Genomic DNA, 25,703 nt, shown 5'->3' with positions numbered 1-25,703 from the left:
CCCCGCACCATCCAGGTCAGGCCCCGACGACCGCTTCGGCTCGCACGGACCCAACGAATAGGAATTCCCATGGCAGATATCACCATCAGCCCGGATGAGATCCGCGACGCGCTGAAGGACTTCGTCTCGTCGTACGAGCCGGGCAAGGCCTCCACCACCGAGGTCGGCTACGTCATCGACGCCGCCGACGGCATCGCCCACGTCGAGGGCCTCCCCGGCGTCATGGCCAACGAGCTGATCCGCTTCTCGAACGGCGTCCTGGGCCTCGCCCAGAACCTCGACGAGAACGAGATCGGCGTCGTCGTGCTCGGAGAGTTCTCCGGCATCGAGGAGGGCATGGAGGTCACCCGCACGGGCGAGGTCCTCTCGGTCCCCGTCGGAGACGGCTACCTCGGCCGCGTCGTCGACCCGCTCGGCAACCCGATCGACGGACTGGGCGACATCGCCTCCGAGGGCCGTCGCGCCCTCGAGCTCCAGGCGCCCGGCGTCATGTCGCGCAAGTCGGTCCACGAGCCGCTGCAGACCGGCATCAAGGCCATCGACGCCATGATCCCCGTCGGCCGCGGCCAGCGTCAGCTGATCATCGGCGACCGCCAGACCGGCAAGACGGCCATCGCGATCGACACGATCATCAACCAGAAGGCCAACTGGGAGTCGGGCGACACCAACAAGCAGGTGCGCTGCATCTACGTCGCCATCGGCCAGAAGGGCTCGACCATCGCCTCGGTGAAGGGCGCGCTCGAGGACGCCGGAGCGATGGAGTACACGACGATCGTCGCGTCCCCCGCCTCCGACCCCGCCGGCTTCAAGTACCTCGCCCCCTACACCGGCTCGGCCATCGGCCAGCACTGGATGTACGGCGGAAAGCACGTCCTGATCATCTTCGACGACCTGTCGAAGCAGGCCGAGGCCTACCGCGCCGTGTCGCTCCTCCTGCGCCGCCCGCCGGGACGCGAGGCGTACCCCGGCGACGTGTTCTACCTGCACTCCCGCCTGCTCGAGCGCTGCGCGAAGCTGTCGGACGAGCTCGGCGCCGGCTCGATGACGGGGCTCCCGATCATCGAGACCAAGGCGAACGACGTCTCGGCCTACATCCCGACCAACGTGATCTCGATCACCGACGGCCAGATCTTCCTCCAGTCCGACCTCTTCAACGCCAACCAGCGTCCGGCGGTCGACGTGGGAATCTCGGTCTCGCGAGTCGGCGGTGACGCCCAGGTCAAGTCGATCAAGAAGGTCTCGGGAACGCTGAAGCTCGAGCTGGCGCAGTACCGCTCGCTCGAGGCGTTCGCGATGTTCGCGTCCGACCTAGACGCCGCCTCGCGCCGTCAGCTCGCCCGCGGCGCCCGCCTGACCGAGCTGCTCAAGCAGCCGCAGTACTCGCCGTACCCCGTCGAGGAGCAGGTCGTCTCGATCTGGGCCGGAACGAACGGCAAGCTCGACGAGGTGCCCGTCTCGGACGTCCTGCGCTTCGAGCGCGAGCTGCTCGACTACCTGGGCCGCAACACCCAGGTGCTGAGCACCCTCCGCGACACCAACGTCCTCTCGGATGACACGGTCGCCGAGCTGAACCGCGCCGTCGACGGCTTCAAGCTCGAGTTCCAGACGGGTGAGGGCAAGCCGCTCGCGTCCGTCGGACGCGAGGAGCACCAGGCGATCTCGGCTGACGAGGTCGGCCAGGAGAAGATCGTGAAGGGCCGCCGCTAAACCAGCGGCACCCCCACGATTCGAGACACAAGGACTACAGGAGACACATGGGAGCGCAACTTCGGGTCTACCGGTCGAAGATCCGTTCGGCCCAGACGACCAAGAAGATCACTCGGGCCATGGAGCTGATCTCGGCCTCGCGCATCCAGAAGGCGCAGAACCGCGTCGCTGCTGCAGCCCCGTACTCGAACGCGATCACGCGGGCCGTGTCGGCCGTCGCGACCTACTCGAACGTCGAGCACCCGCTCACGACCGAGCGCGAGAAGCTCGACACGGCCGCGATCGTGATCTTCACCTCCGACCGCGGACTCGCGGGCGCCTTCTCCTCGAGCGTGCTCAAGGAGGCGGAGGAGCTCGCTGCTCTCCTCCGCAGCGAGGGCAAGCAGGTCGTGTTCTACCTCGTCGGCCGCAAGGCCAACGCGTACTTCTCGTTCCGGAAGCGCCCGAGCGTGCGCGTCTGGACCGGGGGGACCGACCAGCCCGTCTTCGAGACGGCGAAGGAGATCGCGGACGCCGTGGTCGAGGCGTACAACCTCGACGACGAGGAGGGCGGCGTGGACGAGATCCACCTCGTCTACAACCGCTTCGTCAGCATGGTCACCCAGCAGCCGACCGTCGTTCGGCTCCTGCCGCTCGAGGTCGTCGAGGGCGCGGAGGATCAGAACACCGACCTCTACCCGCTGTACGAGTTCGAGCCCGACCCCGAGACGGTCCTCGACCGCCTTCTGCCGGTGTACGTCGAGAGCCGCATCTTCAACGCGATGCTGCAGTCGGCGGCGTCGGAGCACGCGGCACGTCAGAAGGCGATGAAGTCGGCGAGCGACAACGCCGACACGCTCATCAAGACCTACACGCGCCTCGCCAACAACGCGCGCCAGACCGAGATCACGCAGCAGATCGCCGAGATCGTCGGCGGCGCCGACGCCCTGTCGTCCAGCAAGTAGACGGCTCTCCTCCCCAGACATGAAGACTCCGCCCTCCGGGAGCGGTGAGACCCAGAAGGAAGAAGCAATGACACTGACCGCACCTGAGGCGGCGACCGGGACTCCGGGCGGGGCCGTCGGCCGTATCGCCCGCGTCACCGGCCCCGTCGTTGACATCGAGTTCCCCCACGACGCGATCCCCGAGGTCTACAACGCGCTCTACACGCACGTCGAGGTCGAGGGCGTGTCGAGCAAGCTGACCTTCGAGGTCGCGCAGCACCTGGGCGACGACCTCGTCCGCGCCATCTCGCTCAACCCGACCGACGGACTCGTCCGCGGCCAGGAGGTCCACGACACCGGCCTGCCGATCTCGGTTCCGGTCGGCGACGTGACCAAGGGCAAGGTCTTCAACGTGATCGGCGAGGTGCTCAACGCCGACGCCGACGGCAAGATCAACGGCGAGTCGTTCGAGATCACCGAGCGCTGGCCCATCCACCGCAAGCCTCCGGCGTTCGACCAGCTCGAGTCCAAGACCGAGCTCTTCGAGACCGGCATCAAGGTCATCGACCTCCTCACCCCGTACGTGCAGGGCGGCAAGATCGGCCTGTTCGGCGGAGCGGGCGTCGGCAAGACGGTCCTCATCCAGGAGATGATCCAGCGCGTCGCGCAGGACCACGGTGGAGTGTCGGTGTTCGCCGGAGTGGGCGAGCGCACCCGTGAGGGCAACGACCTCATCGCCGAGATGGAGGAGGCGGGCGTCTTCGACAAGACCGCCCTCGTCTTCGGCCAGATGGACGAGCCGCCGGGAACCCGCCTCCGCGTCGCGCTCTCCGCGCTGACGATGGCGGAGTACTTCCGCGACGTGCAGAAGCAGGACGTGCTGCTCTTCATCGACAACATCTTCCGCTTCACGCAGGCCGGCTCGGAGGTGTCGACCCTGCTGGGCCGCATGCCCTCCGCGGTGGGCTACCAGCCGAACCTCGCCGACGAGATGGGTGTGCTCCAGGAGCGCATCACGTCGACCCGCGGACACTCGATCACCTCGCTGCAGGCGATCTACGTCCCCGCGGACGACTACACCGACCCGGCGCCGGCGACCACGTTCGCGCACCTCGATGCGACCACCGAGCTCTCCCGTGAGATCGCGTCGAAGGGCCTCTACCCGGCCGTCGACCCGCTGACCTCGACCTCGCGCATCCTCGACCCCCGCTACCTGGGCGCCGACCACTACCGCGTGGCCACGAACGTCAAGCAGATCCTGCAGAAGAACAAGGAGCTGCAGGAGATCATCGCGATCCTCGGTGTCGACGAGCTCTCGGAGGAGGACAAGATCACGGTGTCGCGTGCGCGCCGGATCCAGCAGTTCCTCTCGCAGAACACCTACATGGCGAAGAAGTTCACCGGTGTCGAGGGCTCGACCGTGCCGCTGAAGGCCACGATCGAGTCGTTCGACGCGATCAGCAAGGGCGAGTTCGACCACGTGGCCGAGCAGGCGTTCTTCAACGTCGGCTCGATCTCGGACGTCGAGGAGAAGTGGGCTCAGATCCAGAAGGACAACGGCTGATCATGGCCGGCACCCTGAAGGTCAGCGTCGTCTCCGCGAACGCGGAGGTGTGGGCCGGTGAGGCTCGTCAGCTCACCGCTCGCACGGTCGAGGGCGAGATCGGCATCCTGGCCGGTCACGAGCCCCTGCTCGCGATCCTCGCGTCCGGCGAGGTCCGGGTGACGACCGTGGACGGCACGCGCATCACCGCGCAGGCCGACGACGGTTTCCTCTCGGTCGAGAACGACGTCGTGACGGTCGTCGCCCGCGAGGCGGCACTCGTCTGAACCATCGCCGCGTTGAGCGGCATCCGGAGGGGCCGGGCGATCATCGAGATCGCCCGGCCCCTCCGTCGTCCGTCCCCACTCGAGAAGGAGCCCTGTGCACGTCCTGCTGCCGCCGTCGGAGACCAAGCGGAGCGGCGGCTCGACGCCGTTCGTGCTCGAGGAGCTGGCGTTCCCGGAGTTGACGGAGCGGCGGGGGCTGCTCCGCGACGCCCTCGTCGAGCTCTCCCGCGACAGGGAGGCGTCGGCGCGCGCCCTCAAGCTCGGGCCGAGGCAGCTCGAGGAGATCGATCGGAACGCGGCGCTGACGGCACCGGTCGGGATGGCGGCGGTCGATCGCTTCGACGGGGTGCTCTTCGACGCGCTCGATGCGGGTTCGCTCGACGCCGAAGCGCGGGAGGCGCTCGGCCGGACCGTCCTCATCCAGTCGGCGCTGTGGGGGCCTGTCGGCGCGCTCGACGAGATCCCCGCGTACCGGCTCTCGCACGACTCGCGGATCCCCGGCTTCCCGCTGAAGCGCTGGTGGTCGCAGCCGGCCGCGGCCGTGCTCGCGGGTCTGGGCGGTCTCGTCCTGGATCTGAGGAGCGAGGCGTACGCCGCGCTCGGGCCGCTCGTCGCCGGGGAGGACCGCCGATTCGTGCGGGTGCGCTCGCGGGATGCTTCGGGGACGCTGCGGAATCTCAATCACTTCAACAAGCAGGGCAAGGGGCGATTCGTGCGAGCGCTCGTCGAGGACGGCGTGCAGACCGACTCGCTCGGGGAGCTCGCGGACTGGGCTCGAGGGCGCGGCTTCGAGCTGGCTCCGAACCGCGAGAGCGGCGAGCTCGACCTGGTGGTGCGCGAGGGCTGACGGCTCACGCCGCTCTGAAGCACCCCGCGAGATGGTCGTCGACGACGCCGGCCGACTGCAGCAGCGCGTACATCGTGGTGGGCCCGACGTAGCGGAAGCCGGCGGCGCGGAGGGCCTTCGACAGTGCCAGCGAGGCCGGGGTCGACGTCGGGATGTCGGCGAATGCCCTCGGCGCGACCGGGGCCGGGTCGTGGAACGACCAGACGAGCCGGTCGATCGCGTCCGCCCCGTCGCGGGCCTCGAGAGCGAGTGCCGCACGCGCGTTGTCGATGGTCGCCAGGATCTTGGCTCGGTTGCGGATGATGCCGGTGTCGTCCATGAGCCGGTCGACGTCCTCGTCGTCCATCTTCGAGACGGCCTCGAGGTCGAAGCCGTGGAACACCTCGCGGAAGCGGGGGCGCTTGCGCAGGATCGTGATCCACGACAGGCCGGACTGGAAGCCCTCGAGGCAGATCTTCTCGAAGAGCGGGCGATCGCCGTGGAGCGGGACGCCCCACTCCTCGTCGTGGTAGCGCCGGTACTCCGGGTCGGCTCCGCTCCAGGCGCACCGGACGCGTCCGTCGTCTCCTGCGACGAGACCGTCGGGGATCGTCATCGGTGCGCGATCCCTTCGTGATCGAGCAGCCAGGCCTTCGTGGCGATGCCCTCGCCGGCGCTGAAGCCGGTGATCCGGCCGTCGCCCGCCAGCACACGGTGGCAGCCCACGATGATCGGGATCGGATTCGCGCCGACCGCGCCTCCGATCGGACGCCCCGAGCGGAGCCGCCCGGTCGCCTGGCCGAGTGCTCCGTAAGAGGTGATCTCTCCCCAGGCGATGCGCTGCAGCTCCTCCCAGATCTCGAGCTGGAACGGCGTTCCCCGGAGGACGATCGGCAGATCGAAGCGACGGCGTTCGCCCGCGAAGTACTCGGCGAGCTGGTGTGCGGCCGTCTCGAGGATCGGCGCCTCGCTCTCCGGCAGGTGGTCGTGGGGGAGCACGCCGCCGCTCTCGATGAACAGCGACACGATGGCGTCGCCGTCGCTGCCGATCTCGATGCGGCCGAGCGGGCTGTCGACGCGACGGACGTGGAGGGGAGTCGTTCTCATGCTTCGAGAGTATCGACGGTCCCTCACCCCCTCTCGCGGGAATCGGACATCGGTGCAGAGGCCGGGTGCATTGCGGTCTGGGGAGGAGCGAGGCGTGCGCGCGGTCCGATTCCTCCACAGGGCCGGATCGCTCGATCTCTCTCCCGATAGGAGGGATGACCCCGCGACGCGGTCCGCTTCAGCAGCACGATCTCGGCATGACCCTCACAGCACTCGCACCCCACCGCACCCACCACAGCGTCCTCGCCGCCATCCCGGATCTCGTCGGCTTCGCGCCCCGCGAGAGTCTGGTCCTCGTTCCCTTCCGGGGCGGCAGAGCGACGGGAGCGCTCCGCTTCGACCTCCCCGAGGGCGATGAGACGACCTGCGCTCGGGCGTTCCTCGGTGCGCTCGGCCGCTTCGGTCGTGCGGAGTCCGTCGTCGCCGTCCTCTACCGAGATCGCGTCGCCGCGCCGTCCGACCACGCGTTCGCCGACGCCCTCGCCTCCGCGGCTCGACACGTGCGGATCGACGCGTTCGACGTGGTGATCGTGTCGGGATCGCCCGGTGGTCAGCGCAGTCGACCGCCCGTGCAGGCGGGGCCGCGCGAGGGCACGGAACGACAGCTGCTCCCGGACGTCCCCCGGGACGACGTCCTCGCCGTCGGCGCGCAGGTCGACGCGCTGCTCGACCGGCATCCGCGCGCGGAGCTGCCCGCACCCGTCCGAGCGAGTGTGGACGCGCTGCTCCGACGTGCGGCAGCGGGGAGTCGCGGTGAGCTGCGGCACGCCTCCCTCGCCGCGCTCATCGTCTGCGCGCAGAGGCCCGGATGGTGCCGGCATGCGCTCCGGATCGTCTCTGCCGGCACCCGGACGCCATCCGGCGAGCTGCTGGCGCTCGTCGGTGCCGCCGCGGTGTCAGCACCCGCGACCGAGCGCGTGCCCGTGCTCGTCGTGTTCGCGTCCCTGTCGTGGGCGGCAGGCCGACGCGACGATGCCGTCCGCCTGGCCGCGTGGGCGGCTCGCTCCGATCCGCACGACCCCGATGCCCGAGCACTGGTCTGCGCTCTGCAGCAGTCGGCGGAGGCGCCGTGGCGGAGCAGCGCGGACCGCGCCGCGTGACTCCGCCACGGGCCGTCGGGTCAGAGTCGCGCCCAGGCCTCGGTCAGGACGCCGCGGAGGATCTGCTCGATCTCGTCGAACTCCTTCGGCCCGATCGTGAGCGGAGGCGCGAGCTGCACGACGGGGTCGCCGCGGTCGTCGGCCCGGCAGTAGAGCCCGGCGTCGAACAGGGCCTTCGACATGAATCCGCGGAGCAGGCGCTCGGACTCGTCGTCGTCGAACGTCTCCTTCGTCGCCTTGTCCTTGACGAGCTCGATCCCGAAGAAGTAGCCCGCACCGCGGACGTCGCCGACGATCGGCAGGTCGAGCAGCTTCTCGAGAGTCGAGCGGAAGATCGGCGAGTTCTCGCGGACGCGCTCGTTGAGCTTCTCCTCCTCGAAGATGTCGAGGTTCTCGAGCGCGACCGCCGCCGAGACGGGGTGGCCGCCGAAGGTGTAGCCGTGCGGGAAGGACGCCTGGCCGTGGCGGAACGGCTCGTAGATGCGGTCGCTGATGATCGTGGCGCCGATGGGGGAGTAGCCGCTGGTCATCCCCTTCGCGCAGGTGATCATGTCGGGCACGTAGCCGTACTCGTCGCAGGCGAACATGTGGCCGATGCGCCCGAAGGCGCAGATGACCTCGTCCGAGACGAGCAGGACGTCGTGGCGATCGCAGATCTCGCGGACCCGCTGGAAGTAGCCGGGAGGCGGCGGGAAGCAGCCGCCGGAGTTCTGCACCGGCTCGAGGAACACGGCGGCGACCGTCTCGGGCCCCTCGAACTCGATCATCTCCTCGATGCGGTCGGCAGCCCAGACGCCGAACGCCTCGAGGTCGTCGCCGTGCTCCGGTGCCCGGTAGAAGTTGGTGTTCGGCACGCGGAACCCGCCGGGGACGATGGGCTCGAACATCGCCTTCATCGCCGGGATGCCGGTGATGGCCAGCGCGCCCTGCGGGGTGCCGTGGTAGGCGACGGAGCGGGAGATGACCTTGTGCTTGCCCGGCTTGCCCTGGAGCTTCCAGAAGTGCTTCGCCAGCTTGAAGGCGGTCTCGACCGCCTCGCCTCCGCCGGTGGAGAAGAAGACGCGATTGAGATCGCCGGGCGCGTAGTCGGCGAGACGGTCGGCGAGCTCGATCGCCGAGGGCGTGGCGTACGACCAGAGGGGGAAGAACGAGAGCTCGGCGGCCTGCTTGGCCGCGGCCTCCGCGAGTCGGCGGCGCCCGTGCCCGGCATTCACGACGAAGAGGCCCGAGAGGCCGTCGAAGTACTTGCGCCCGGTGCTGTCCCAGATGTGGTGGCCCTCGCCCTTGGTGATGATCGGCACTCCGGCGCCGGAGTCCATCACCGACTGGCGGGTGAAGTGCATCCAGAGGTGGTCCTTCGCCTTCTGCTGGAGGGCGGAGTCGTCGATGCCCGCGGGTGCCTCGGCGCCGGTCACCGTCTCTCCGGTCTCGAGTCCGGCGGTCGAAAAAGCTGTATCGGTCATTGGTTACCGCGTTCCCCAGTTGTAGAACTGCTTGTGGAGTTTGAGATAGACGAAGGTCTCGGTCGACAGCACGCCCGGCAGCGAGCGGATCTCCTGGTTGAGCAGAGCGATCAGGTCGTCGTCGTTCTCGCAGACGACCTCGGCGAGGATGTCGAACGTGCCGGCGGTGAGGACGACGTAGTCGACAGCCGGGATCGCGGCCAGTCGATCCGCGACGTCCCGGGTGTCGCCCGTGACGCGCACTCCGATCATCGCCTGCCGGTAGAAGCCGAGCTGCATGGGGTCGGTCACCGCGACGATCTGCATGACTCCCGACTCGGTGAGCTTCTGCACGCGCTGGCGCACCGCGGCCTCGCTGAGGCCGACCGCCTTCCCGATCTCGGCGTACGAACGGCGTCCATCGGCCTGCAGCTGCTCGATGATCGCCTTCGACACGTCGTCGAGCTGGATCGGGCGCTGAGAAGGAGGGCGGGAGGGGGTCATGCGAGGATTCTGACAGTCCCACAGGGGCTGGGCAAGTGAATCCGTACACTCCGGGGTCGCGCGGAGCTGTATTCCGCCGTCACGAGACGGGCGGGCCGAGGCGGGCCTCCTCGGGGCGGACGCCGCTCGAGGCGACCGCGTGTCCCGTCGGCCGGGCGCGGTCGCCGAGCCGTTACCATCGGAAGGTTCGTCCGGCCCCGAGGTGCGGAGCCGAGGTGAGGCGAGGAGTCGCGATGACGCAGATCGGCCGCAGCCGCGCCTCCGTCACCGTGCCGGTCTCGGCCTGGAGCTCGGACTCGCCGTCAGCCGAGGTGCGCCTCGGCTGGGCCGCTCGCACGGACACCGGACTCGTCCGCAGCGCCAACGAGGACAGCTACCTCGCGAAGTCCCCCCTCTTCGCCGTGGCGGACGGGATGGGCGGGCACGCGGCGGGAGAGGTCGCCAGCGACGCCGTCGTCTCGAGCCTCTCCCGCGCGGCGACCGGTGCGACTGTCGGCACCGAGGAGATCGACCGCGCTCTGAGGGACGCCGTCGACGACATCGCGCGTCACGCCGGCGACGCCGACGGCGGGACCGGCACGACCGTCACCGGAGCGGCGCTCACGGCGGTGGGCGGCGAGCCCTACTGGTCGATCTTCAACATCGGCGACTCCCGGGTCTACCTCTGGATCCCGGGCTCCCTCGTGCAGCTGACCGTCGACCACTCGATCGTGCAGGAGCTCGTCGACGCCGGGCTCATCACTCGCGACGAAGCCGACGTCCACCCGCACGGCAACGTGATCACGCGCGCGGTCGGCTTCCACGAGGCCCCCGTCCCCGACTACCGACTCGTGCCCGTGATCGCGCCCTCCCGATTGCTGATCTGCTCCGACGGACTCACCAAGGAGCTGACCGACGCCGGGCTCGAGCACCTGCTCTCGAGCACGGCGAGTGCGCTGGAGGCGGCGGACGCGCTGGTCGAGGCCGCCCTCGAGAACGGCGGCCGCGACAACATCACGGTCGTCGTCGTCGATGTCCTCGCGGTGACGGGGGACCCGGGCTGATCCCCGTCATCAGGGAGGACACCCACCGCCCCTGGCTACGATGGGGAGAGGAAGGGCGTTCTCGGTGATCTGCAGCACGTGTGGCTCCAACCTCGCCCCCGGGGCGATCCTCTGCGGTGAGTGCGGATCCTCGGTGGCGTCGCACGCGACGCCCGGGGCGTCGCGACCGACGTCCGTCGGCGACACGACGGTGCTCGATCCCTCGCGCCGCGCCTGGCTCCCGGGTCTCGCGCCGGGCCGCCACCGCCGTCCTGCGCCCGGCGCACCGATGGCGCCTCCGGCGCAGGGACTCGTCCGGCTCAGCTTCGCGTCGGGACAGCACGCGATCGTGACCGGCAACGGGCTCGTCGGCAGGGAGCCGCTCCCCGACCCCGGCGAGACCTTCCGGCACATTCTGGCGATCCCCGACGTCTCGCGCTCGCTCTCGAAGACGCACCTCGAGTTCGGCTTCGACGAGGGCGGCCTCTGGGTGCGCGACCGCTGGTCGGCCAACGGCTCCGTGCTGGTGACGACCACGCAGGCTCCGCTGCCCCTCGAGGCGGGGCGCCGGTACCGCGCCAAGATCGGGAGCCGCGTCCTGCTGTCGACCGTCGAGATGGGGATCGAGCGCGTCGACGGCTCCTCCACAGGCTCCGGCCGTCCACCGATCACCCGCTGAGCCCCCGCGGCGCGCTCGCCTCCGGTGAGCTTGACGCCATGACGATCCGAACCGCCACCGCTCCACCGAGTGCGCCCGCTCCTCCCGCGGCACCGACCCGGGCGTCCTTCCCGTGGATCGCGGCGCTGGCGCCCGTCCTCACCTCGCTCGTGCTCTACGCGCTCACCTCCTCGCCCTACACGCTCGCGCTCGCCGCGCTCGGGCCGATCGTCGCCGTCGCCTCGTACCTCGACGGGGCGCGGCAGCGACGGCGCTCGGCGCGCATCGAGACGGAGCGCTACCGCCGATCGCTCCTCGAGTACGAGGCCGCCCTGGTCGAGACCCGCGAGAGCGAGCTCGCGGCGCTGCGTCTCGCCGCCCCGGGCGCGCTCGCGGTCCTCGAGGGCGCGCTGCCGGTGGACACCCGCTGGCGCCGATCCGCCGCCTCGCTCGAGCTCGTGCTCGGAACGGGTGAGCGCGTCGCCGCGGCGCCCGGGCGGACGCCGGGGCCGACCCTCCCCGACGCGCCGCTGACCGCTGCTCTCTCGGCCGGCATCGGCGTCGTAGGACCTCCCGTGCTCGTCCGGGCATTCGCGCGGGCCCTGATCGTGCAGTGCGCAGAGCTCGTCGCGCCGGCCGATCTCTCGATCGTGCTGCCGTCCGGGTCGGAGTGGGCCGGGTCGCGGGCGCTGCCCCACGCGCGGACGGCCGCTGCCCCGGTCGTGCTGAGGGTCGTGGAGCAGGACTCGGACGACGAGCCGGTGCCCGACGGGAGGCTGATCGTCCTCACCGACGACCCGTCGCGCCTGCCCACCTCCTGCCGCGTCGTCGTCGTGCTCGGCGGGCGGGAGGGCGACCTCGTGGTGGGGCGGCTGCTGCCCGGGGTGACGGAGCACCTGCGCGTCGACTACGTCTCCCAGGCGCAGGCGCAGGCCTACGCGGTCGAGCTCGCCGGCGCGTCCGGCGGCTCCGGGGGTCGCGACCTTCCCGCCCGGGTGCTTCTCACCGAGTTCGGCGCACTGCGCCGCGGCGGGGGAGAACCGGGGCTCCGCGCGGTCGTCGGCGCGGTCGAGGACGGTCCGTTCGAGATCGACCTCGTGCGGGACGGTCCGCACGCGATCATCGGCGGGACGACGGGCAGCGGCAAGAGCGAGCTGCTCATCGCGTGGATCACGGCGCTCGCGGCGCGCCACGATCCGGCTGCGCTGACCTTCTTCCTCGCGGACTTCAAGGGCGGCGCGGGCTTCGCCGCGCTGGCCGGGCTCCCGCACGTGACCGGAGTGATCACGGACCTCGATCCGGGCGGCGCCGCCCGGGCCTTCGCCAGCATCGCCGCCGAGCTGCGACGTCGGGAGGTCGTCCTGGCGCAGCACAGCGTGCCGGACATCGCGAGGCTCGCGCCCGGCACTCTGGCGAGGCTCGTGATCGTCGTCGACGAGTGCGCGGTCGTGCTCGAGCGCTCGCCCGAGCTGCACCGGGCGTTCGCGGACATCACGGCGCGCGGGCGCTCGCTCGGCGTCCACCTCGTCCTCTGCACGCAGAGGCCGGTCGGGGTGGTCCGCGATGCGGTCGCGGCCAACTGCGGCCTGCGCATCGCCCTGAGGGTGCAGGACACCGCCGACTCGAGAGCTCTGATCGGCTCGGACGCGGCCGCCCGCCTTCCGCACGGCACTCCCGGCCGGTGCATCGTCTCGGTCGGCGGCCGGCAGAGACTCGTGCAGTCTGCGATCGCCCGGAGCGAGGATCTCGCGGCGGCCGTGCAGCCGGGTGACGAGGAGGTCGCGGTGCACCGGCCGTGGCGCGACCCGCTGCCGGCGGTGCTCCCGCTGCCGGGCGGAGGAGACGGGCGCCTCCTCCTCGGGCTGGTGGACCGCCCCGAGGAGCAGAGTCAGGTGGTCGTCGCGCTCGAGCGCCGGTCCGTCCTGGTGCTCGGGGCCTCCGGCTCCGGGCGCTCGGGGGCGCTGCGGACGATCGCGACGCAGCTCAGCCCGGCGCGCCTCGTCGGACCGCACGATGCGGAGGAGGCGTGGGACGCGATCGTCGACGACTCCTCCGGTTCCGGGCCGCTCCTCGTCGACGATCTCGACCTGCTGCTGAGGCGCTGCACCGACGAGGAGCGGCGGCGTCTGCTCGACGCCCTGCAGACCGCGGTCAGAGCGGGGGAGCGCCTGGTCGTCGCCGCCGCGCGCCGCCCCACGGACGGTCTCGCCGCGCTGCGGGACGCCTTCGACGACGTCCTGCTGCTCCGCGCATCGAACCGCCAGGAGCACCAGCTCCTCGCGCTCGCCGGGGAGGTCTTCGATCCCGAGCTCCCACCCGGCGGCGGCTGGTGGCACGGGGAGCGGATCCAGGTCTTCGCGCCCGCCGAGAATGCGTCCGACGTCGCCTCATCGACACCACCCGAGGTGTCGTTCGCTCGGGGCCCGGTCGCCGTCCTGACGAACCGCGCCCGGGCGGTCCGCTCGCGCCTGGAGGCGCTGGGGGTCGCGGTCTCGAGCACGGAGGAGGCGCTCGCCGCAGAGACACCGCGAGGCGCCGTGATCGGCTCTGTCCTCGAGTGGTCCTCCGCCCGCAGCCTCCTCACCGCGGTGCGCCGAGCAGGGACGGTCGTGGTCGATGTCGCGCCGAGCGAGGCGCGACTCGTCCTCGGGGCGCTGGGGCCCCCACCGCTCTGCTCCGGAGACCGCGTCCTGGTCGAGCGCGACGGCACGCTCCACCGAGCGCGCTGGCCGGCGACGGACCGGCCCGAACACAGGGAATCCTCCGTATGACGATGCCTCCAGCACGGAATTCGTGACGATCGTGTTTCCGGATGCGCGATCTCGTCGGTCCGCCGTCGACAGGCGGTGGGGGCTGTGCCAGTATTTCCTCACATTCACGCCGGTCGGCCGGAGCACCGATCCAGACAGGAGTCGCAGCATGACCCGTCCCCTCCCGAGGGATCCCGTCCTCCGCGACGCCATCGCCGTGGCGCGCTCCCGGGATCGCGAGCGCAGGGCCGTCCTCTCGCGACGGGCGGTCCTCGGAGGGCTCGGACTCGGGGCGGGAGCGCTGGCGCTCGCCGCGTGCGCTCCGGTGAGCCGGCCCGCTCCGACGGCCGCGGCGGACGCGTCGGCCTCCGACCCGGCGCTCGTGTGGGACAACTGGCCCGCCTACCTCGACGAGGACGACGACGGGGCCTATCCGACGCTGCTCGCCTTCGAGGAGCAGACCGGCATCTCGGTGACCTACAACGTGGCGGTCGACGACAACAACTCCTACTACGGCAAGGTCAAGGACCAGCTCGCGCTCGGCCAGTACATCGGAGCGGACACGGTCTGCCTGACCGAGTGGATGGTCTCGCGCCTGGCCCGACGCCAGTACATCCAGGAGCTCGACCACGCGAACATCCCGAACATCGCCAATCTGACGCCGTCGCTCGCGAACCCCGACTTCGACCCCGGACGTCATCTCTCGCTGCCGTGGCAGGCGGGCTTCGCCGGCATCTGCTGGAACAAGGAGAAGCTGCCCGGCGGGCTGGAGAGCATCGACGACCTGTGGGACCCCGCGCTGCGCGGGCGCGTCGGGGTGCTCAGCGAGATGCGCGACACGATCGGCCTGATCATGCTCGCCCAGGGCACGGACATCGCGGGGAAGTGGGGCGACGACGAGTTCATGAACGCGATCGACGTCTTCCGCGAGCAGGTGGACGAGGGCCAGATCCGCAACATCAAGGGCAACGCCTATCTGAACGACCTGCAGAACGAGGACACCCTCGCCGCCATCTGCTGGTCGGGCGACATCACCCTGATCAACGCGGAGGCCGGCGACAAGTGGGAGTTCGCCCTCCCCGACTCCGGTGGCACCCTCTGGAACGACACCTTCGTCGTGCCGATGGGCTCGCAGCGCAAGGCCAACGCCGAAGCCCTCATGAACTACTACTACGAACCCGAGGTGGCCGCCCAGGTCGCCGCGTGGGTCAACTACATCACCCCCGTCGACGGAGCGAAGGAAGCCATGGAGAGCATCGATCCGGATCTGGCCGAGAACCAGCTGATCTTCCCCGACGAGGAGACGCTGTCGCAGGCCCACGTCTTCCGGACGCTCACGGCGGACGAAGAGAAGGACTACCAGGCCGAGTTCCAGAAAGTGCTGCTGGGCATCTGATGGCCGCCGGAACCTTCGCCGAGAGCGGCGCCGACCTCGAACTGGTCGGGATCAGCAAGCAGTACCCGGGCTTCACCGCCATCGACTCCCTCGACCTCACCATCCCCGCGGGATCCTTCTTCGCGCTGCTGGGCCCCTCGGGCTGCGGCAAGACGACGACGCTGCGCCTCGTCGCAGGCCTCGAGGAGCCCTCCGGCGGCCGCATCCTCATCGGCGGCAAGGACGTCACGGCGACGAAGACGTACCAGCGCCCCGTCAACACGGTCTTCCAGTCGTACGCGCTGTTCCCGCACATGTCGATCCTCGAGAACGTCGCCTTCGGCCTGAAGCGCCGGAAGATCGACGACCCGGTCGGGAAGGCGCACGAGGCCCTCCGCCTGGTCGAGCTCGACCACCTCGCCCAGCGACGCCCCGCGCAGCTCTCCGGTGGGCAGCAGCAGCGGGTGGCCCTCGCACGCGCCATCGTCAACCGTCCGGCACTCCTGCTCCTCGACGAGCCGCTCGGCGCACTCGACCTCAAGCTGCGCCGGCAGATGCAGCTCGAGCTGAAGTCGATCCAGGAGGAGGTCGGCCTCACCTTCCTGCACGTCACCCACGACCAGGAGGAGGCCATGACCATGGCCGACACGGTCGCGGTGATGAACAAGGGGCGCATCGAGCAGATGGGCGCCCCCGAGGAGCTCTACGAGCTGCCGCGCACCGCCTTCGTCGCCAACTTCCTCGGGCAGTCGAACCTCTTCACGGGGGAGGTCGTCGGCTCGAGCTCCACGGCGCTCACCGTCGAGGCGGGCGGCAACCGGATCGTGGTGCCGACCGCGAGGTCGGCGCGCGAGTCGGGGGAGATGACCATCGGGGTGCGCCCCGAGAAGCTGCTCCTCCTGACCGAGGCTCCCGCCGACGCTCCCGATCGGAACGTGCTCGGCCCGGGCCGCGTGGTCGACGTCTCGTTCAGCGGGGTGAGCACGCAGTACACGATCGAGTTCCCGAGCGTCGGACCCGTCGTCGTCTTCGCGCAGAACATGGTCTTCGGGCCGGTCGTCGGCGAAGGTGCAGAGGTCTGGGTCAGCTGGAGCATCGAGCACGGCTTCGGCCTCGCCGACGAGCCGGGCACCGTCCCGCGCTTCGACCCCGACGACTCCACGCGGGCGATCGCACTGCAGAAGCGCGGGCTCCTCGCCGGGCGAGCCGGAGGGTCGTAGGCATGGCCTTCGCCGCCTTCGCGTCCGGCACCGCGGATCCGCTCGACGCGCCCGTCCGGAAGCGGTCGACCATCGCGCTGGTCCTGCTCCTGCCGGGCATCGCCTACATGCTGCTGTTCTTCCTCACGCCGCTCGTCTCGCTGGTGCTGACCTCGTTCCAGGTCGAGATCCCGGACGGCGACATCGGCGAGTACGCGCCCGGCTTCGCCTGGCAGAACTACCTCGTCGTGATGGCGGACTACTGGCCGCACGCGCTCCGCTCGTTCGGCTACGCCCTGATCGCGACGGTGCTGGCGCTGGTCATCAGCTACCCGCTGGCGTACTTCATCGGCGTGAAGGCGCGGCCGTGGCCGCTGCTGCAGAACCTGCTGCTCACTCTCGTCATCGCGCCGTTCTTCATCAGCTTCCTGCTGCGCACCCTGGCCTGGAAGCAGATCATGTCGGACGAGAGCCCGCTGGTGCAGACGCTGAAGGCGATCGCGATCCTCCCGAGCGACGGCCACCTCACGGGGACCCCGTTCGCGGTGATCTTCGGCATCACCTACAACTTCATCCCGTTCATGACGCTGCCGCTCTACACGACCCTCGAGCGACTCGACACGAGATTCCTCGAGGCGGGATCGGATCTCTACGCGCATCCCGCGTCGGTCTTCTGGAAGGTGACGGTGCCGCTGTCGATGCCCGGCATCGTGTCGGGGACCCTGCTCACCTTCATCCCGGCGGCGGGCGACTACATCAACGCGAGCCGCGACTTCCTCGGCTCCTCGCAGACCTCGATGGTCGGCAACGCGATCGAGGCGAACTTCCTGACCCTCGAGAACTACCCCGCGGCGGCGGCGCTGTCCATCGTCCTGATGGCCGTCATCCTCGTCATCGTCGGCTTCTACGTGAAGCGCAGTGGAACGGAGGACCTCCTGTGACCGCCACCGCCGATCGCCCCGTCGCGAGCGCCCAGGAGATCCTCGGCGCCCCGGCCCCCGCTCCCGTCAGGGGACCGCGCCGGTTCAAGGGTCTCGGGCTCGGTGTCTACACCGCGCTCGCGCTGATCTTCCTGCTCATCCCCATCGGATACACCTTCGTGTTCTCGTTCAACGACTCGGGCAAGAGCAACCTCGCCTGGCGCGGCTTCACCTTCGACAAGTGGGTGTCGGCCTGGACGAGCCCCGAGGTCATGACGGCGTTCGGGAACAGCCTCCTGGTCGGCGCCGTCGCGACCGTGCTCGCCACCGCGCTCGGCACGATGATCGCGATCGCGCTCGTGCGCTTCCGCTTCCGGTTCCGGTCGGCGATCAGCCTGCTGCTGTTCCTCCCGATGGCGACCCCCGAGGTCGTGCTCGGAGCCGGTCTCGCGGCGCAGTTCCTGGCGGTGGGGGCCGAGAAGGGGCTCGTCACGATCATCCTGGCGCACACGATGTTCTGCATCAGCTTCGTGGTGGTGACGGTGAAGGCCCGCGTCGCGAGCCTCGATCCGCGCCTGGAGGAGGCCGGCCGCGACCTCTACGCCTCGCCCGCTCAGGTCTTCTGGCGCATCACCTTCCCACTGCTGCTGCCGGGGATCCTCGCCGCCGCGCTGCTCTCGTTCGCGCTGAGCTTCGACGACTTCATCATCACGAACTTCAACTCCGGCTCGGTGACGACGTTCCCGAAGTACATCTACATCGCGGCCGCCCGCGGCATCCCCGCCGAGGCGAACGTGATCGCGTCGGCCGTCTTCCTCCTGGCGATCGTGATCGTCGTCGTCACGCAGGTGTCGTCGGCGGCCCGGGCGAAGAGGATCGCGCAGAGCCAGTGAGCCCGGCGGCTCCTACCGGGGCGCGGTCTCAGACGTAGGAGGCGCGTATGGCGCCGACCGGGCGCCCGCCGCCCGAGACCACCGGGTTGAGCTTCACCAGGACGTCGTTGGCGGCGGCCCGGTCGACCGCGCCGATCTCGACGAGCAGCTTCAGGGCGACGACCGTCGCGGCCCGGAGGCTGCCGTCGAGGATCTTCAGCGCGACGGTCGTCCCGTCGGGGGACGCCATCACCAGCACGCCCTCGGCACCCAGCTTGGCGACGAGGCCCAGGCGCTCGATGACGACGGTGTTGTCGCGACCTGGTCCGTCGATCGCCCAGGCGTTCTCGAGGATCGCGTTCGTCAGGACGCCGGCCTGGCGGTAGAGGCCGAAGGGCGACGCCGCGGAGGAGGAGACGATCCGCGAGATGCCCTTGGCCAGGGCGGTCAACGGCAGTGCGTGCACCGGCGTTCCGCAGCCGTCGATCCCGGAGGCGACGACGCGCTCGCCGGTCAGGCGCTCGATCGTGTCGACGATGTGCTGCTGCAGCGGGTGCGAGCGCTCGAGGTAGTCCTCGGTGCTCCAGCCGTTCTGCACGCAGGCCAGCAGCATCGCCGCGTGCTTGCCCGAGCAGTTCATGTACAGCGGGTCCTGGGTCGCGCCGGCGCGCATGAGCTGTGCGCGCGTCGTGGAGTCGCCGGGCCAGTCGGCCGGGCACTGCAGCGCCGTGTGGTCGAGGCCGGCTCGGAAGAGCAGGTTCTGCACCAGGGCGACGTGCTGCGGGATGCCGGCGTGGCTCGCGGTCGCGATGACCGCCTCCGCCCCCGTGAGATCGACGCCCGCCGTCATCACCGCGAGGGCCTGGAACGGCTTGAGGCAGGATCGCGGGAAGACGGGCGCGGTCGGCGTGCCGAGGCTCCGGGCGACGCGGCCGTCGGAGTCGAGGACGACGGCGGAGCCGGCGTGACGCGACTCGACGAAGCCGGATCGCTCGACGACGGCCAGTTCGACGGACTCTGCGACGGTGAAGGTTCCTTCGGGCATCCCTCCATCTTGCCCGACGCCCGGACGGCTCCCGTCCGCTCAGGCCGCGAGACGACCCCGGGGCTCCCTCAGCGCCGCGCGCCGGGAGCCCGCGGAGTCGACCGCGATCGTCGTCAGAGCGTCGCGAAGGCCTCGGCGAGGACGGACACGGCGTCGTCGAGCAGCTCGTCGGTGAGGGCGAGGCTCGGCAGGAACCGGACGACGTTGCCGTAGGTGCCGGCGCTCAGGACCAGGACGCCGTGCGCTGCCGCGTAGTCGATGATCGCCGTGACGGCAGCGGTGTTCGGCGTCTTCGTCGTGGCGGCCGTACCCGGCTGAACGAGCTCGATCGCCATCATCGCGCCGATGCCGCGGACGTCTCCGATGATGTCGTACTGCTCCTGCAGAGCCCGGAGGGCCGCGCCGAGGCGGGCGCCGATGCGGTCGGCCTCGGCCAGCAGGCCGTCCTGCTCGATGCGCTCGAAGACGGCGACGGCGGCGGCCGCGGCGACCGGATTGCCGCCGAAGGTGCCGCCGAGCCCGCCGGCCTGCGCCGAGTCCATGATCTCGGCCCGGCCCGTGACGCCCGCGAGCGGCAGACCGCCGGCGATGCCCTTGGCAGAGAGGACCAGGTCGGGGACCAGCCCGAAGTGCTCGCTCGCGAAGTACGCGCCGGTGCGCGCCATGCCCGACTGGATCTCGTCGGCGACGAAGACGATGCCGTTCGCCGTGCACCACTCCTGCAGCGCGGGCAGGTAGCCCTGCGCGGGGACCATGAAGCCGCCCTCGCCCTGCACCGGCTCGACGACCAGGCAGGCCAGCGCGGAGGCGCCGACCGTCTTCTCGAGGTACGAGATCGTGCGCTCGGCCGCCTCGGCACCCGAGAGGCCGTCGTGGTAGGGGTAGGAGCTCGGCGCGCGGTGCACGTCGCTCGCGAACGGGCCGAAGCCGAGCCCGTAGGGCAGGGCCTTGAAGTTCATCGCCATGGTGAGGTTGGTGCGGCCGTGGTACGCGTGGTCGAGCACCGCGACTCCGGGACGACCCGTGTGCTTGCGGGCGATCTTGACGGCGTTCTCGACCGCCTCCGCACCGGAGTTGACGAGCACCGTCTTCTTCGCGAAGTCGCCGGGGGTGTGCTCGGCGAGCAGCTCCGCCACGCGGATGTAGGGCTCGTAGGGCGTCACCGTGAAGAGGGTGTGCGTCAGGCGGCCGAGCTGCGCGGTCGCGGCGGCGACCACCGCGTCGTCGGTGTGGCCGATGGTCGTGACGCCGATGCCCGCGCCGAGGTCGATGAACTGGTTGCCGTCGACGTCGACGAGGATCGCCCCGTGCGCGCGGTCGATGTAGACGGGCAGCGCCGTGCCGACTCCCGACGGGACGACGGCGAGGCGCCGCTCGTGCAGTGCTCGCGATCGCGGCCCCGGGATCTCGGTCGCGAGGCGCCGCTCCTGGGGGACTGCCGACGTGGGAACCTGGGGGGCGAGCGTGTCTGTCATGGTCCGTCGAGTCTATCCGCGGGCCGTCGGAGCTCAGGGGTCCAGACTGTCGAGACCGGCCTGATCCACCGGCGAGAAGGGGCATTCCGATGAAGTCAGCGCACGATTACGCGGTTTCCGTCGTCTGGGAGGGCGATCGCGGAACGGGCACCAGCGGGTACCGGGAGTACGGGCGGCAGAATCTGGTCCGCGCGGAGGGACCCGCGCCGATCCTCGGCTCGGCCGACAAGCCCTTCCGCGGCGACCCCGACCGGTGGAACCCGGAGCAGCTGCTGCTCGCCTCCCTGGCGCAGTGCCACCTGCTCTCGTACCTGCACGTCGCCGTGAAGAACGGAGTCGTCGTCACGGGCTACGCGGACGACGCGATCGGCCGGATGGTGCAGGAGGGCGAGGGCGGCCGGTTCGAGTCGGTGACCCTCCGGCCACACGTGCGCGTGGCCGACGAGTCGATGATCGAGCTCGCGCAGACACTGCACGCCGAGGCGTCGCGGCTGTGCTTCATCGCCAACTCGGTGAACTTCCCGGTGGGACACGAGCCGACGACCGAGGCGGGGCCGAGCTCCGCGAGCTGAACGGCTCAGCGCCGTTCGTGCGGCAGGGCCCTCTTGAGGCGCTCGACCGCGCTCGCCGGCGGCGACTCGTTGTAGACGCCCGCGAGCTCCTGACCCGACAGGGCGTGGATCGCCGCCATCACCTCGTCGGTCGCGTGGCGCCTCGCGCGCCCGGAGTCTGCGGAACCGTGCGGGGACAGGTCGAGCGGGTCGCCGAAGCGGACGGTGATGCGGTGCAGTCGCGGGATGCTCGACCCGACCGGCTGCAGCTCCTGGGTGCCGATCAGCCCGACCGGGACGACCGGGGCGCCCGTGGTGAGGGCGAGCCACGCGACTCCGGTGCGGCCCCGGTAGAGGCGGCCGTCGCGCGACCGGGTGCCCTCGGGGTACACAGCGAACGCCTCGTCGCGCTCGAGGATCGCGCGACCGAGGTCGAGCGCCTCCTGCGCCGCCTGACCCGCCCCGCGCTCGACCGCGACGGCTCCGACGGCCGTGAAGAACGAGCGGGAGAGCGCACCGCGCACGCCCGGCCCGGTGAAGTAGTCGGCCTTCGCGAGGAACTGCACGGGCCTCGGCGCCAGCAGCGTCAGCACGGGGGAGTCGATGAACGAGAGGTGGTTGCTGGCGAGGATCACGCGACCGGAGGAGGGGACGTTGTCGCGCCCCTCGACGATCGGCCGGTAGATCAGCCGTCCGGCGCCGCCCATGGTGAGGCGCGCCAGACGCGCCGAGAGGCCGATCCCGGGTGGGGTCGGCCTCTCGTGATCGTCGTCGGTCCGCATTCGGACGAGGCTACCGGCGGGTGCATGCCGCCGGAGTCATGCGGTCAGCTCAGCGTGGCGAGCGCCTCCTCGATGACGCTCGCGGCGTCGTCGATCAGCTCGTCGCTGATGACGACGCTGGGCATGATGCGCAGGACGCTGTCCCAGCTTCCGGCGTCGAGCACGATGACGCCGTGGGTGGTCGCGTGCTTCAGGATCGCCGCGAGCGCCTCCGGATTCTGGCGCTTCGTGCCGGGGTGCACGAGCTCGACTCCGAACATGGCGCCCTTGCCGCGCACCTCGCCGACGACCGGGAACCGCTCGGCCCAGTCGCCGATGCGGGCCCACAGAGCGCGCTCGACGCGCTGCGCCTCGGCGAGGAGCCCCTCGGACTCGATAGCCTCGAACGTGGCCAGGGCGGCGGCGGTCGAGACGGGGTTGCCGCCGAACGTGCCGCCGATGCCGCCGGGCTGCACGGCGTCCATGATCTCGGCGCGGCCGGTGACCGCCGCGAGGGGGAAGCCGCCCGCGATGCCCTTGGCCGTCGTGACGAGGTCGGGGACGACTCCGAAGTGCTCCATCGCGTACCAGGTGCCGGTGCGCGCGATCCCGGCCTGGATCTCGTCGGCGACGAAGACGATGCCGTTCTCGGTGCAGAACTCGGAGAGGCGCTCGAAGTAGCCGGGCGCGGGGATGATGATGCCGCCGTCGCCCTGGATCGGCTCGACGAAGAGGGCCGCGAGCTCCTGCGCCCCGATGTGGGTGCGGATGTAGTCGATGGCGCGCTCGGCGGCCTCGGCTCCGGTCATGCCCTCGGGGTCGCGGAACGGGTAGCTCATCGGGAGGCTGTAGATCTCGCCGGGGAACGGGCCCATGCCGGCGCGCTCGGGCCAGGGGCGGTAGGTCATCGCCATGGTCAGGTTGGTGCGGCCGTGGAAGGCGTGGTCGAGGGAGGCGATGGCACGGCGGCCCGTGTACTTGCGGGCGATCTTGACGGCGTTCTCGACCGCCTCGGCGCCCGAGTTGACGAGGATCGAGTGCTTCTCGAAGTCACCGGGGGTGATCTCGGCGAGCTTCTCGGCGACGCGGACGTAGTTCTCGTAGGGCGTCACCGTGAAGAGGGTGTGGGTCAGCTTGTCGGCCTGGGCGGCGGCGGCCGCAGCGACGGCCGGGTGCGCGTGGCCGATGGTCGTGACTCCGATGCCGCAGCCCAGATCGATGTGGCGGTTGCCGTCGACGTCGACCAGGACGGCGCCCGAGGCGTGGTCCATGTAGATGTTCGCGAGGGTGCCGGCGCCTCGCGAGACGCTCGCGACGCGTCGCTCCTGCAGGGCGACGGAGCGAGGGCCGGGGAGCTCGGTGACGAGCGCGCGGGACTGGGGGACCGAGAATTCACGCATGCCGCCATGGTAGGCGAGCGGTATCGGAGGACCCCGTGCCGACGCTCCGGGGGTCTCCCGCATCCAGGCCCTCCATAGGAGGGTCGCGCAGGATGGTCTCCTCCCCGTACGTGCCGGCTCCGCCGGAGAGGAAAGGTGCGCTGTGCGCAGAACATTCGCGATCGTGGCCGTCGTCGCCGCGACCCTCGGCCTGACGGCCTGCACCGATGCCGCCGAGGAGGCGTCCCCGAGCGCCTCGGCGACTCCGCTCTCGTGCGTCGCGGAGGGAGATGCGACGAGCGCGGTGCAGACCAGTGGCGACTTCGCGACCAAGCCGGTCACCGTGTTCCCGACCCCGATCGAGGTGGACGAGACCGAGCGCTCGATCGCCATCGAGGGCACGGGCGCAGAGGTGGCCGAGGGCGACACCGTCCTCGTCGACTACACCCTCTACAACGGGACGAGCGGAGCCGAGTTCTCGGCCAGCAGCTACGCCTCCGGTGGCCGCGCCGCGTTCGCGGTCGACGTCGACAAGTACCTCGCGGGCCTCGTCAAGGCCGTCAACTGCGCGACCGTGGGATCGCGCGTCGTCGCCGTCGTGCCTCCCGCCGACGCCTTCGGTGATGCCGGCAACACCGACCTCGGCATCGCCGCGACCGACTCGATCGTCATGGTGATCGATGTCGAGGGCATCATCCCGTCGACCGCGACCGGGGAGCCGCAGCCTCCGGTCGACGGCCTGCCGACGGTGGCGCTCGCCGAGGACGGCACGCCGACCGTGACGATCCCGGCGACCGACCCGCCCGCCGACCTGCAGCTCGAGGTGCTGAAGAAGGGCGACGGCCAGGTCGTCGCCGACGGCGACTCGCTCGTGGTCCAGTACCAGGGCGTCGTCTGGGGCACCGGCACGGTCTTCGACCAGAGCTGGGGATCCGGCACTCCCGCGTCGTTCAGCACCGGAGACGTGATCGAGGGCTTCAAGCAGGCGGTGGTCGGTCAGACGGTCGGCTCGCAGGTGCTCGTCGTCATCCCGCCCGCCCAGGGCTACGGCGACGCGGGCAATGCGGATGCGGGCATCAGCGGCACCGACACGCTCGTCTTCGTGATCGACGTCCTCGCCGTCAGCTGACCCGGTCGCGGGCGGGCGCTCCGTGCCAGGATGGGCGGATGCGCAGGGTCATCATCCTCGGCTCGACCGGGTCCATCGGCACGCAGGCCCTCGACGTCATCGCCGCGAACCGCGACCGCTTCGAGGTGGTCGGGCTCTCGGCCGGGACGAACCGCGCCGTCGTCGCCGAGCAGGCCGCGGCCTTCGGTGTCGAGCACACGGCCTTCGGCGAGATCGAGGCCGAGCAGCTGGTGCGCGGCGTGGAGGCGGACGTCGTGCTGAACGGCATCACCGGCTCCGTGGGCCTCGGCCCGACCCTCGCTGCTCTCGAGGAGGGGCGGACGCTCGCCCTCGCCAACAAGGAGTCGCTGATCGTCGGCGGCGAGCTCGTCACCTCGATCGCGGCCCCCGGGCAGATCGTCCCGGTCGACTCCGAGCACTCGGCCATCGCGCAGGCCCTGCTCGCGGGGGAGCATCGCGAGGTGCGCCGGCTCGTGCTGACCGCCTCGGGCGGGCCGTTCCGCGGGCGCGACCGCGCCTCGCTCCGCGACGTGACTCCGGCGCAGGCGCTCGCGCATCCGACCTGGGACATGGGCCTCGTGGTCACGACCAACTCGTCCACCCTCGTCAACAAGGGCCTCGAGGTCATCGAGGCTCACCTGCTCTTCGACGTGGCCTACGACCGGATCGACGTGACGGTGCACCCGCAGTCGGTGATCCACTCGATGGTCGAGTTCGTCGACGGCTCGACCATCGCGCAGGCGTCGCCGCCCGACATGCGGCTCCCCATCTCGCTCGGCCTCGACTGGCCGCATCGCGTCGCCGGCGTCGGCGCGCCGCTCGACTGGACGCGGTCGCACAGCTGGACGTTCGAGCCCCTCGACGAGGAGGCGTTCCCCTCGGTCCGGCTCGCCAAGCGCGTCGGAGTCGCGGGGGCGTCGTTCCCCGCCGTCTTCAACGCCGCGAACGAGCAGGCCGTGCAGGCCTTCCACGCGGGACGGATCGGCTACCTCGGCATCCTCGAGACGGTCGAGGCCGTGGTCGACGCGCACACCGTCGACGGCGCACTGACCCGGGAGTCGCTGGCCGACGCCGAGACGTGGGCGCGCCGCGCGGCGGACGAGCGGATCGCCGCGGCCTGACGTTCCC

The 25,703-nt window shown here is 70.7% G+C and carries 24 protein-coding genes; 16 read left to right on the top strand and 8 right to left on the bottom strand.

Going from position 1 to position 25,703, the window contains the following annotated elements:
- Positions 1-69 precede the first annotated feature (69 nt).
- From atpA to GRS96_RS14070, 5 genes are all read left to right on the top strand, one after another.
- Positions 70-1,707, top strand: coding sequence for a F0F1 ATP synthase subunit alpha (gene atpA / locus GRS96_RS14090; protein ID WP_159859132.1), 1,638 nt, complete (start codon positions 70-72; stop codon positions 1,705-1,707).
- Positions 1,708-1,754: 47 nt separating this feature from the next.
- Positions 1,755-2,651, top strand: a complete 897-nt coding sequence (locus GRS96_RS14085) for a F0F1 ATP synthase subunit gamma (protein ID WP_159859135.1) — start codon at positions 1,755-1,757, stop codon at positions 2,649-2,651.
- 67 nt (positions 2,652-2,718) lie between these two features.
- Positions 2,719-4,194, top strand: coding sequence for a F0F1 ATP synthase subunit beta (atpD, locus tag GRS96_RS14080; protein WP_159988768.1), 1,476 nt, complete (start codon positions 2,719-2,721; stop codon positions 4,192-4,194).
- A gap of 2 nt (positions 4,195-4,196) precedes the next feature.
- The gene (locus tag GRS96_RS14075; protein ID WP_159859142.1) at positions 4,197-4,460 is read left to right on the top strand and encodes a F0F1 ATP synthase subunit epsilon; all 264 of its coding nucleotides are present in this window, start codon (positions 4,197-4,199) and stop codon (positions 4,458-4,460) included.
- 94 nt (positions 4,461-4,554) lie between these two features.
- Complete coding sequence (locus GRS96_RS14070) at positions 4,555-5,307, top strand: YaaA family protein (RefSeq protein ID WP_159859145.1); 753 nt, start codon at positions 4,555-4,557, stop codon at positions 5,305-5,307.
- A gap of 4 nt (positions 5,308-5,311) precedes the next feature.
- Here the strand turns inward: GRS96_RS14070 and GRS96_RS14065 are convergent, their stop codons facing one another.
- The gene (locus GRS96_RS14065; RefSeq protein ID WP_159988767.1) at positions 5,312-5,902 is read right to left on the bottom strand and encodes a DNA-3-methyladenine glycosylase I; all 591 of its coding nucleotides are present in this window, start codon (positions 5,900-5,902) and stop codon (positions 5,312-5,314) included.
- Complete coding sequence (locus GRS96_RS14060) at positions 5,899-6,393, bottom strand: methylated-DNA--[protein]-cysteine S-methyltransferase (RefSeq protein ID WP_159859151.1); 495 nt, start codon at positions 6,391-6,393, stop codon at positions 5,899-5,901. The genes GRS96_RS14065 and GRS96_RS14060 overlap by 4 nt, the downstream gene beginning before the upstream one ends.
- 197 nt (positions 6,394-6,590) lie before the next feature.
- Between GRS96_RS14060 and GRS96_RS14055 the strand changes: the two genes are divergently transcribed.
- A complete protein-coding gene (locus tag GRS96_RS14055) occupies positions 6,591-7,493 on the top strand; it encodes a DUF4192 family protein (protein ID WP_159988766.1) in 903 nt (300 codons plus the stop codon).
- Between the two features lie 20 nt (positions 7,494-7,513).
- Here the strand turns inward: GRS96_RS14055 and GRS96_RS14050 are convergent, their stop codons facing one another.
- Together GRS96_RS14050 and GRS96_RS14045 are read right to left on the bottom strand one after the other, a co-directional pair.
- Complete coding sequence (locus GRS96_RS14050) at positions 7,514-8,956, bottom strand: aspartate aminotransferase family protein (RefSeq protein ID WP_159988765.1); 1,443 nt, start codon at positions 8,954-8,956, stop codon at positions 7,514-7,516.
- 3 nt (positions 8,957-8,959) lie between these two features.
- Positions 8,960-9,439, bottom strand: a complete 480-nt coding sequence (locus tag GRS96_RS14045; protein WP_159859161.1) for an Lrp/AsnC family transcriptional regulator — start codon at positions 9,437-9,439, stop codon at positions 8,960-8,962.
- A 233-nt stretch (positions 9,440-9,672) separates the two neighbouring features.
- Between GRS96_RS14045 and GRS96_RS14040 the strand changes: the two genes are divergently transcribed.
- The 7 genes from GRS96_RS14040 to GRS96_RS14010 all read left to right on the top strand — a co-directional run bounded on the left by GRS96_RS14040 (position 9,673) and on the right by GRS96_RS14010 (position 18,256).
- Complete coding sequence (locus GRS96_RS14040) at positions 9,673-10,482, top strand: PP2C family protein-serine/threonine phosphatase (RefSeq protein ID WP_159859164.1); 810 nt, start codon at positions 9,673-9,675, stop codon at positions 10,480-10,482.
- 133 nt (positions 10,483-10,615) lie between these two features.
- Positions 10,616-11,140 carry a hypothetical protein gene (locus GRS96_RS14035; RefSeq protein ID WP_159859167.1) on the top strand — a complete coding sequence of 175 codons (525 nt, stop codon included), beginning with the start codon at positions 10,616-10,618 and terminating at the stop codon, positions 11,138-11,140.
- Positions 11,141-11,178: 38 nt separating this feature from the next.
- The gene (locus GRS96_RS14030; RefSeq protein WP_159988764.1) at positions 11,179-13,890 is read left to right on the top strand and encodes an FtsK/SpoIIIE domain-containing protein; all 2,712 of its coding nucleotides are present in this window, start codon (positions 11,179-11,181) and stop codon (positions 13,888-13,890) included.
- Between the two features lie 148 nt (positions 13,891-14,038).
- On the top strand, positions 14,039-15,265 hold the full coding sequence (locus GRS96_RS14025; RefSeq protein WP_159859173.1) for an ABC transporter substrate-binding protein: 1,227 nt from the start codon (positions 14,039-14,041) through the stop codon (positions 15,263-15,265).
- Complete coding sequence (locus GRS96_RS14020; RefSeq protein WP_159859176.1) at positions 15,265-16,464, top strand: ABC transporter ATP-binding protein; 1,200 nt, start codon at positions 15,265-15,267, stop codon at positions 16,462-16,464. Before GRS96_RS14025 ends, GRS96_RS14020 begins: the two co-directional genes overlap by 1 nt.
- Before the next feature lie 2 nt (positions 16,465-16,466).
- Positions 16,467-17,384, top strand: a complete 918-nt coding sequence (locus tag GRS96_RS14015) for an ABC transporter permease (protein ID WP_159859179.1) — start codon at positions 16,467-16,469, stop codon at positions 17,382-17,384.
- A gap of 122 nt (positions 17,385-17,506) precedes the next feature.
- The gene (locus tag GRS96_RS14010) at positions 17,507-18,256 is read left to right on the top strand and encodes an ABC transporter permease (RefSeq protein WP_236553695.1); all 750 of its coding nucleotides are present in this window, start codon (positions 17,507-17,509) and stop codon (positions 18,254-18,256) included.
- Between the two features lie 28 nt (positions 18,257-18,284).
- On the opposite strand, the gene GRS96_RS14005 is transcribed toward GRS96_RS14010, so the two are convergent.
- A complete protein-coding gene (locus GRS96_RS14005) occupies positions 18,285-19,280 on the bottom strand; it encodes an asparaginase (protein ID WP_159988763.1) in 996 nt (331 codons plus the stop codon).
- A gap of 113 nt (positions 19,281-19,393) precedes the next feature.
- Positions 19,394-20,755, bottom strand: coding sequence for a 4-aminobutyrate--2-oxoglutarate transaminase (gabT, locus tag GRS96_RS14000; RefSeq protein WP_159859185.1), 1,362 nt, complete (start codon positions 20,753-20,755; stop codon positions 19,394-19,396).
- Between the two features lie 89 nt (positions 20,756-20,844).
- Between gabT (GRS96_RS14000) and GRS96_RS13995 the strand changes: the two genes are divergently transcribed.
- Positions 20,845-21,327, top strand: a complete 483-nt coding sequence (locus tag GRS96_RS13995; protein WP_159859188.1) for an OsmC family protein — start codon at positions 20,845-20,847, stop codon at positions 21,325-21,327.
- A 5-nt stretch (positions 21,328-21,332) separates the two neighbouring features.
- Here the strand turns inward: GRS96_RS13995 and GRS96_RS13990 are convergent, their stop codons facing one another.
- The gene (locus GRS96_RS13990) at positions 21,333-22,088 is read right to left on the bottom strand and encodes a lysophospholipid acyltransferase family protein (protein WP_159859191.1); all 756 of its coding nucleotides are present in this window, start codon (positions 22,086-22,088) and stop codon (positions 21,333-21,335) included.
- 44 nt (positions 22,089-22,132) lie between these two features.
- Positions 22,133-23,467: a 4-aminobutyrate--2-oxoglutarate transaminase gene (gabT, locus tag GRS96_RS13985; protein ID WP_159988762.1), complete on the bottom strand. Its 1,335-nt coding sequence runs from the start codon at positions 23,465-23,467 to the stop codon at positions 22,133-22,135.
- Between the two features lie 142 nt (positions 23,468-23,609).
- Between gabT (GRS96_RS13985) and GRS96_RS13980 the strand changes: the two genes are divergently transcribed.
- Together GRS96_RS13980 and GRS96_RS13975 are read left to right on the top strand one after the other, a co-directional pair.
- Positions 23,610-24,575 (top strand): FKBP-type peptidyl-prolyl cis-trans isomerase, encoded by a 966-nt coding sequence (locus GRS96_RS13980; RefSeq protein WP_159988761.1) that lies wholly within the window; start codon positions 23,610-23,612, stop codon positions 24,573-24,575.
- 38 nt (positions 24,576-24,613) lie between these two features.
- Positions 24,614-25,696: a 1-deoxy-D-xylulose-5-phosphate reductoisomerase gene (locus tag GRS96_RS13975; protein ID WP_159859200.1), complete on the top strand. Its 1,083-nt coding sequence runs from the start codon at positions 24,614-24,616 to the stop codon at positions 25,694-25,696.
- The last annotated feature ends 7 nt before the right edge of the window (positions 25,697-25,703 follow it).

The organism is Rathayibacter sp. VKM Ac-2803, from assembly GCF_009807175.1.
Classification (GTDB): domain Bacteria; phylum Actinomycetota; class Actinomycetes; order Actinomycetales; family Microbacteriaceae; genus Rathayibacter.
This window is presented reverse-complemented; position numbering and strand designations above follow the sequence as displayed.

Excerpts from the sequence above, each read along its gene's own strand:
- GRS96_RS14030 (WP_159988764.1), top strand. The coding sequence starts at position 11,179 with ATGACGATCCGAACCGCCACCGCTCCACCGAGTGCGCCCGCTCCTCCC.
- gabT (WP_159859185.1), bottom strand. The coding sequence starts at position 20,755 with ATGACAGACACGCTCGCCCCCCAGGTTCCCACGTCGGCAGTCCCCCAG.
- GRS96_RS14075 (WP_159859142.1), top strand. The coding sequence starts at position 4,197 with ATGGCCGGCACCCTGAAGGTCAGCGTCGTCTCCGCGAACGCGGAGGTG.
- atpD (WP_159988768.1), top strand. The coding sequence starts at position 2,719 with ATGACACTGACCGCACCTGAGGCGGCGACCGGGACTCCGGGCGGGGCC.
- gabT (WP_159988762.1), bottom strand. The coding sequence starts at position 23,467 with ATGCGTGAATTCTCGGTCCCCCAGTCCCGCGCGCTCGTCACCGAGCTC.
- GRS96_RS14055 (WP_159988766.1), top strand. The coding sequence starts at position 6,591 with ATGACCCTCACAGCACTCGCACCCCACCGCACCCACCACAGCGTCCTC.
- GRS96_RS14015 (WP_159859179.1), top strand. The coding sequence starts at position 16,467 with ATGGCCTTCGCCGCCTTCGCGTCCGGCACCGCGGATCCGCTCGACGCG.
- GRS96_RS13975 (WP_159859200.1), top strand. The coding sequence starts at position 24,614 with ATGCGCAGGGTCATCATCCTCGGCTCGACCGGGTCCATCGGCACGCAG.
- GRS96_RS13990 (WP_159859191.1), bottom strand. The coding sequence starts at position 22,088 with ATGCGGACCGACGACGATCACGAGAGGCCGACCCCACCCGGGATCGGC.
- GRS96_RS14020 (WP_159859176.1), top strand. The coding sequence starts at position 15,265 with ATGGCCGCCGGAACCTTCGCCGAGAGCGGCGCCGACCTCGAACTGGTC.
- GRS96_RS13995 (WP_159859188.1), top strand. The coding sequence starts at position 20,845 with ATGAAGTCAGCGCACGATTACGCGGTTTCCGTCGTCTGGGAGGGCGAT.
- GRS96_RS14040 (WP_159859164.1), top strand. The coding sequence starts at position 9,673 with ATGACGCAGATCGGCCGCAGCCGCGCCTCCGTCACCGTGCCGGTCTCG.
- GRS96_RS14065 (WP_159988767.1), bottom strand. The coding sequence starts at position 5,902 with ATGACGATCCCCGACGGTCTCGTCGCAGGAGACGACGGACGCGTCCGG.
- GRS96_RS14085 (WP_159859135.1), top strand. The coding sequence starts at position 1,755 with ATGGGAGCGCAACTTCGGGTCTACCGGTCGAAGATCCGTTCGGCCCAG.
- GRS96_RS14060 (WP_159859151.1), bottom strand. The coding sequence starts at position 6,393 with ATGAGAACGACTCCCCTCCACGTCCGTCGCGTCGACAGCCCGCTCGGC.
- GRS96_RS14050 (WP_159988765.1), bottom strand. The coding sequence starts at position 8,956 with ATGACCGATACAGCTTTTTCGACCGCCGGACTCGAGACCGGAGAGACG.
- GRS96_RS14025 (WP_159859173.1), top strand. The coding sequence starts at position 14,039 with ATGACCCGTCCCCTCCCGAGGGATCCCGTCCTCCGCGACGCCATCGCC.
- GRS96_RS14005 (WP_159988763.1), bottom strand. The coding sequence starts at position 19,280 with ATGCCCGAAGGAACCTTCACCGTCGCAGAGTCCGTCGAACTGGCCGTC.
- atpA (WP_159859132.1), top strand. The coding sequence starts at position 70 with ATGGCAGATATCACCATCAGCCCGGATGAGATCCGCGACGCGCTGAAG.
- GRS96_RS14045 (WP_159859161.1), bottom strand. The coding sequence starts at position 9,439 with ATGACCCCCTCCCGCCCTCCTTCTCAGCGCCCGATCCAGCTCGACGAC.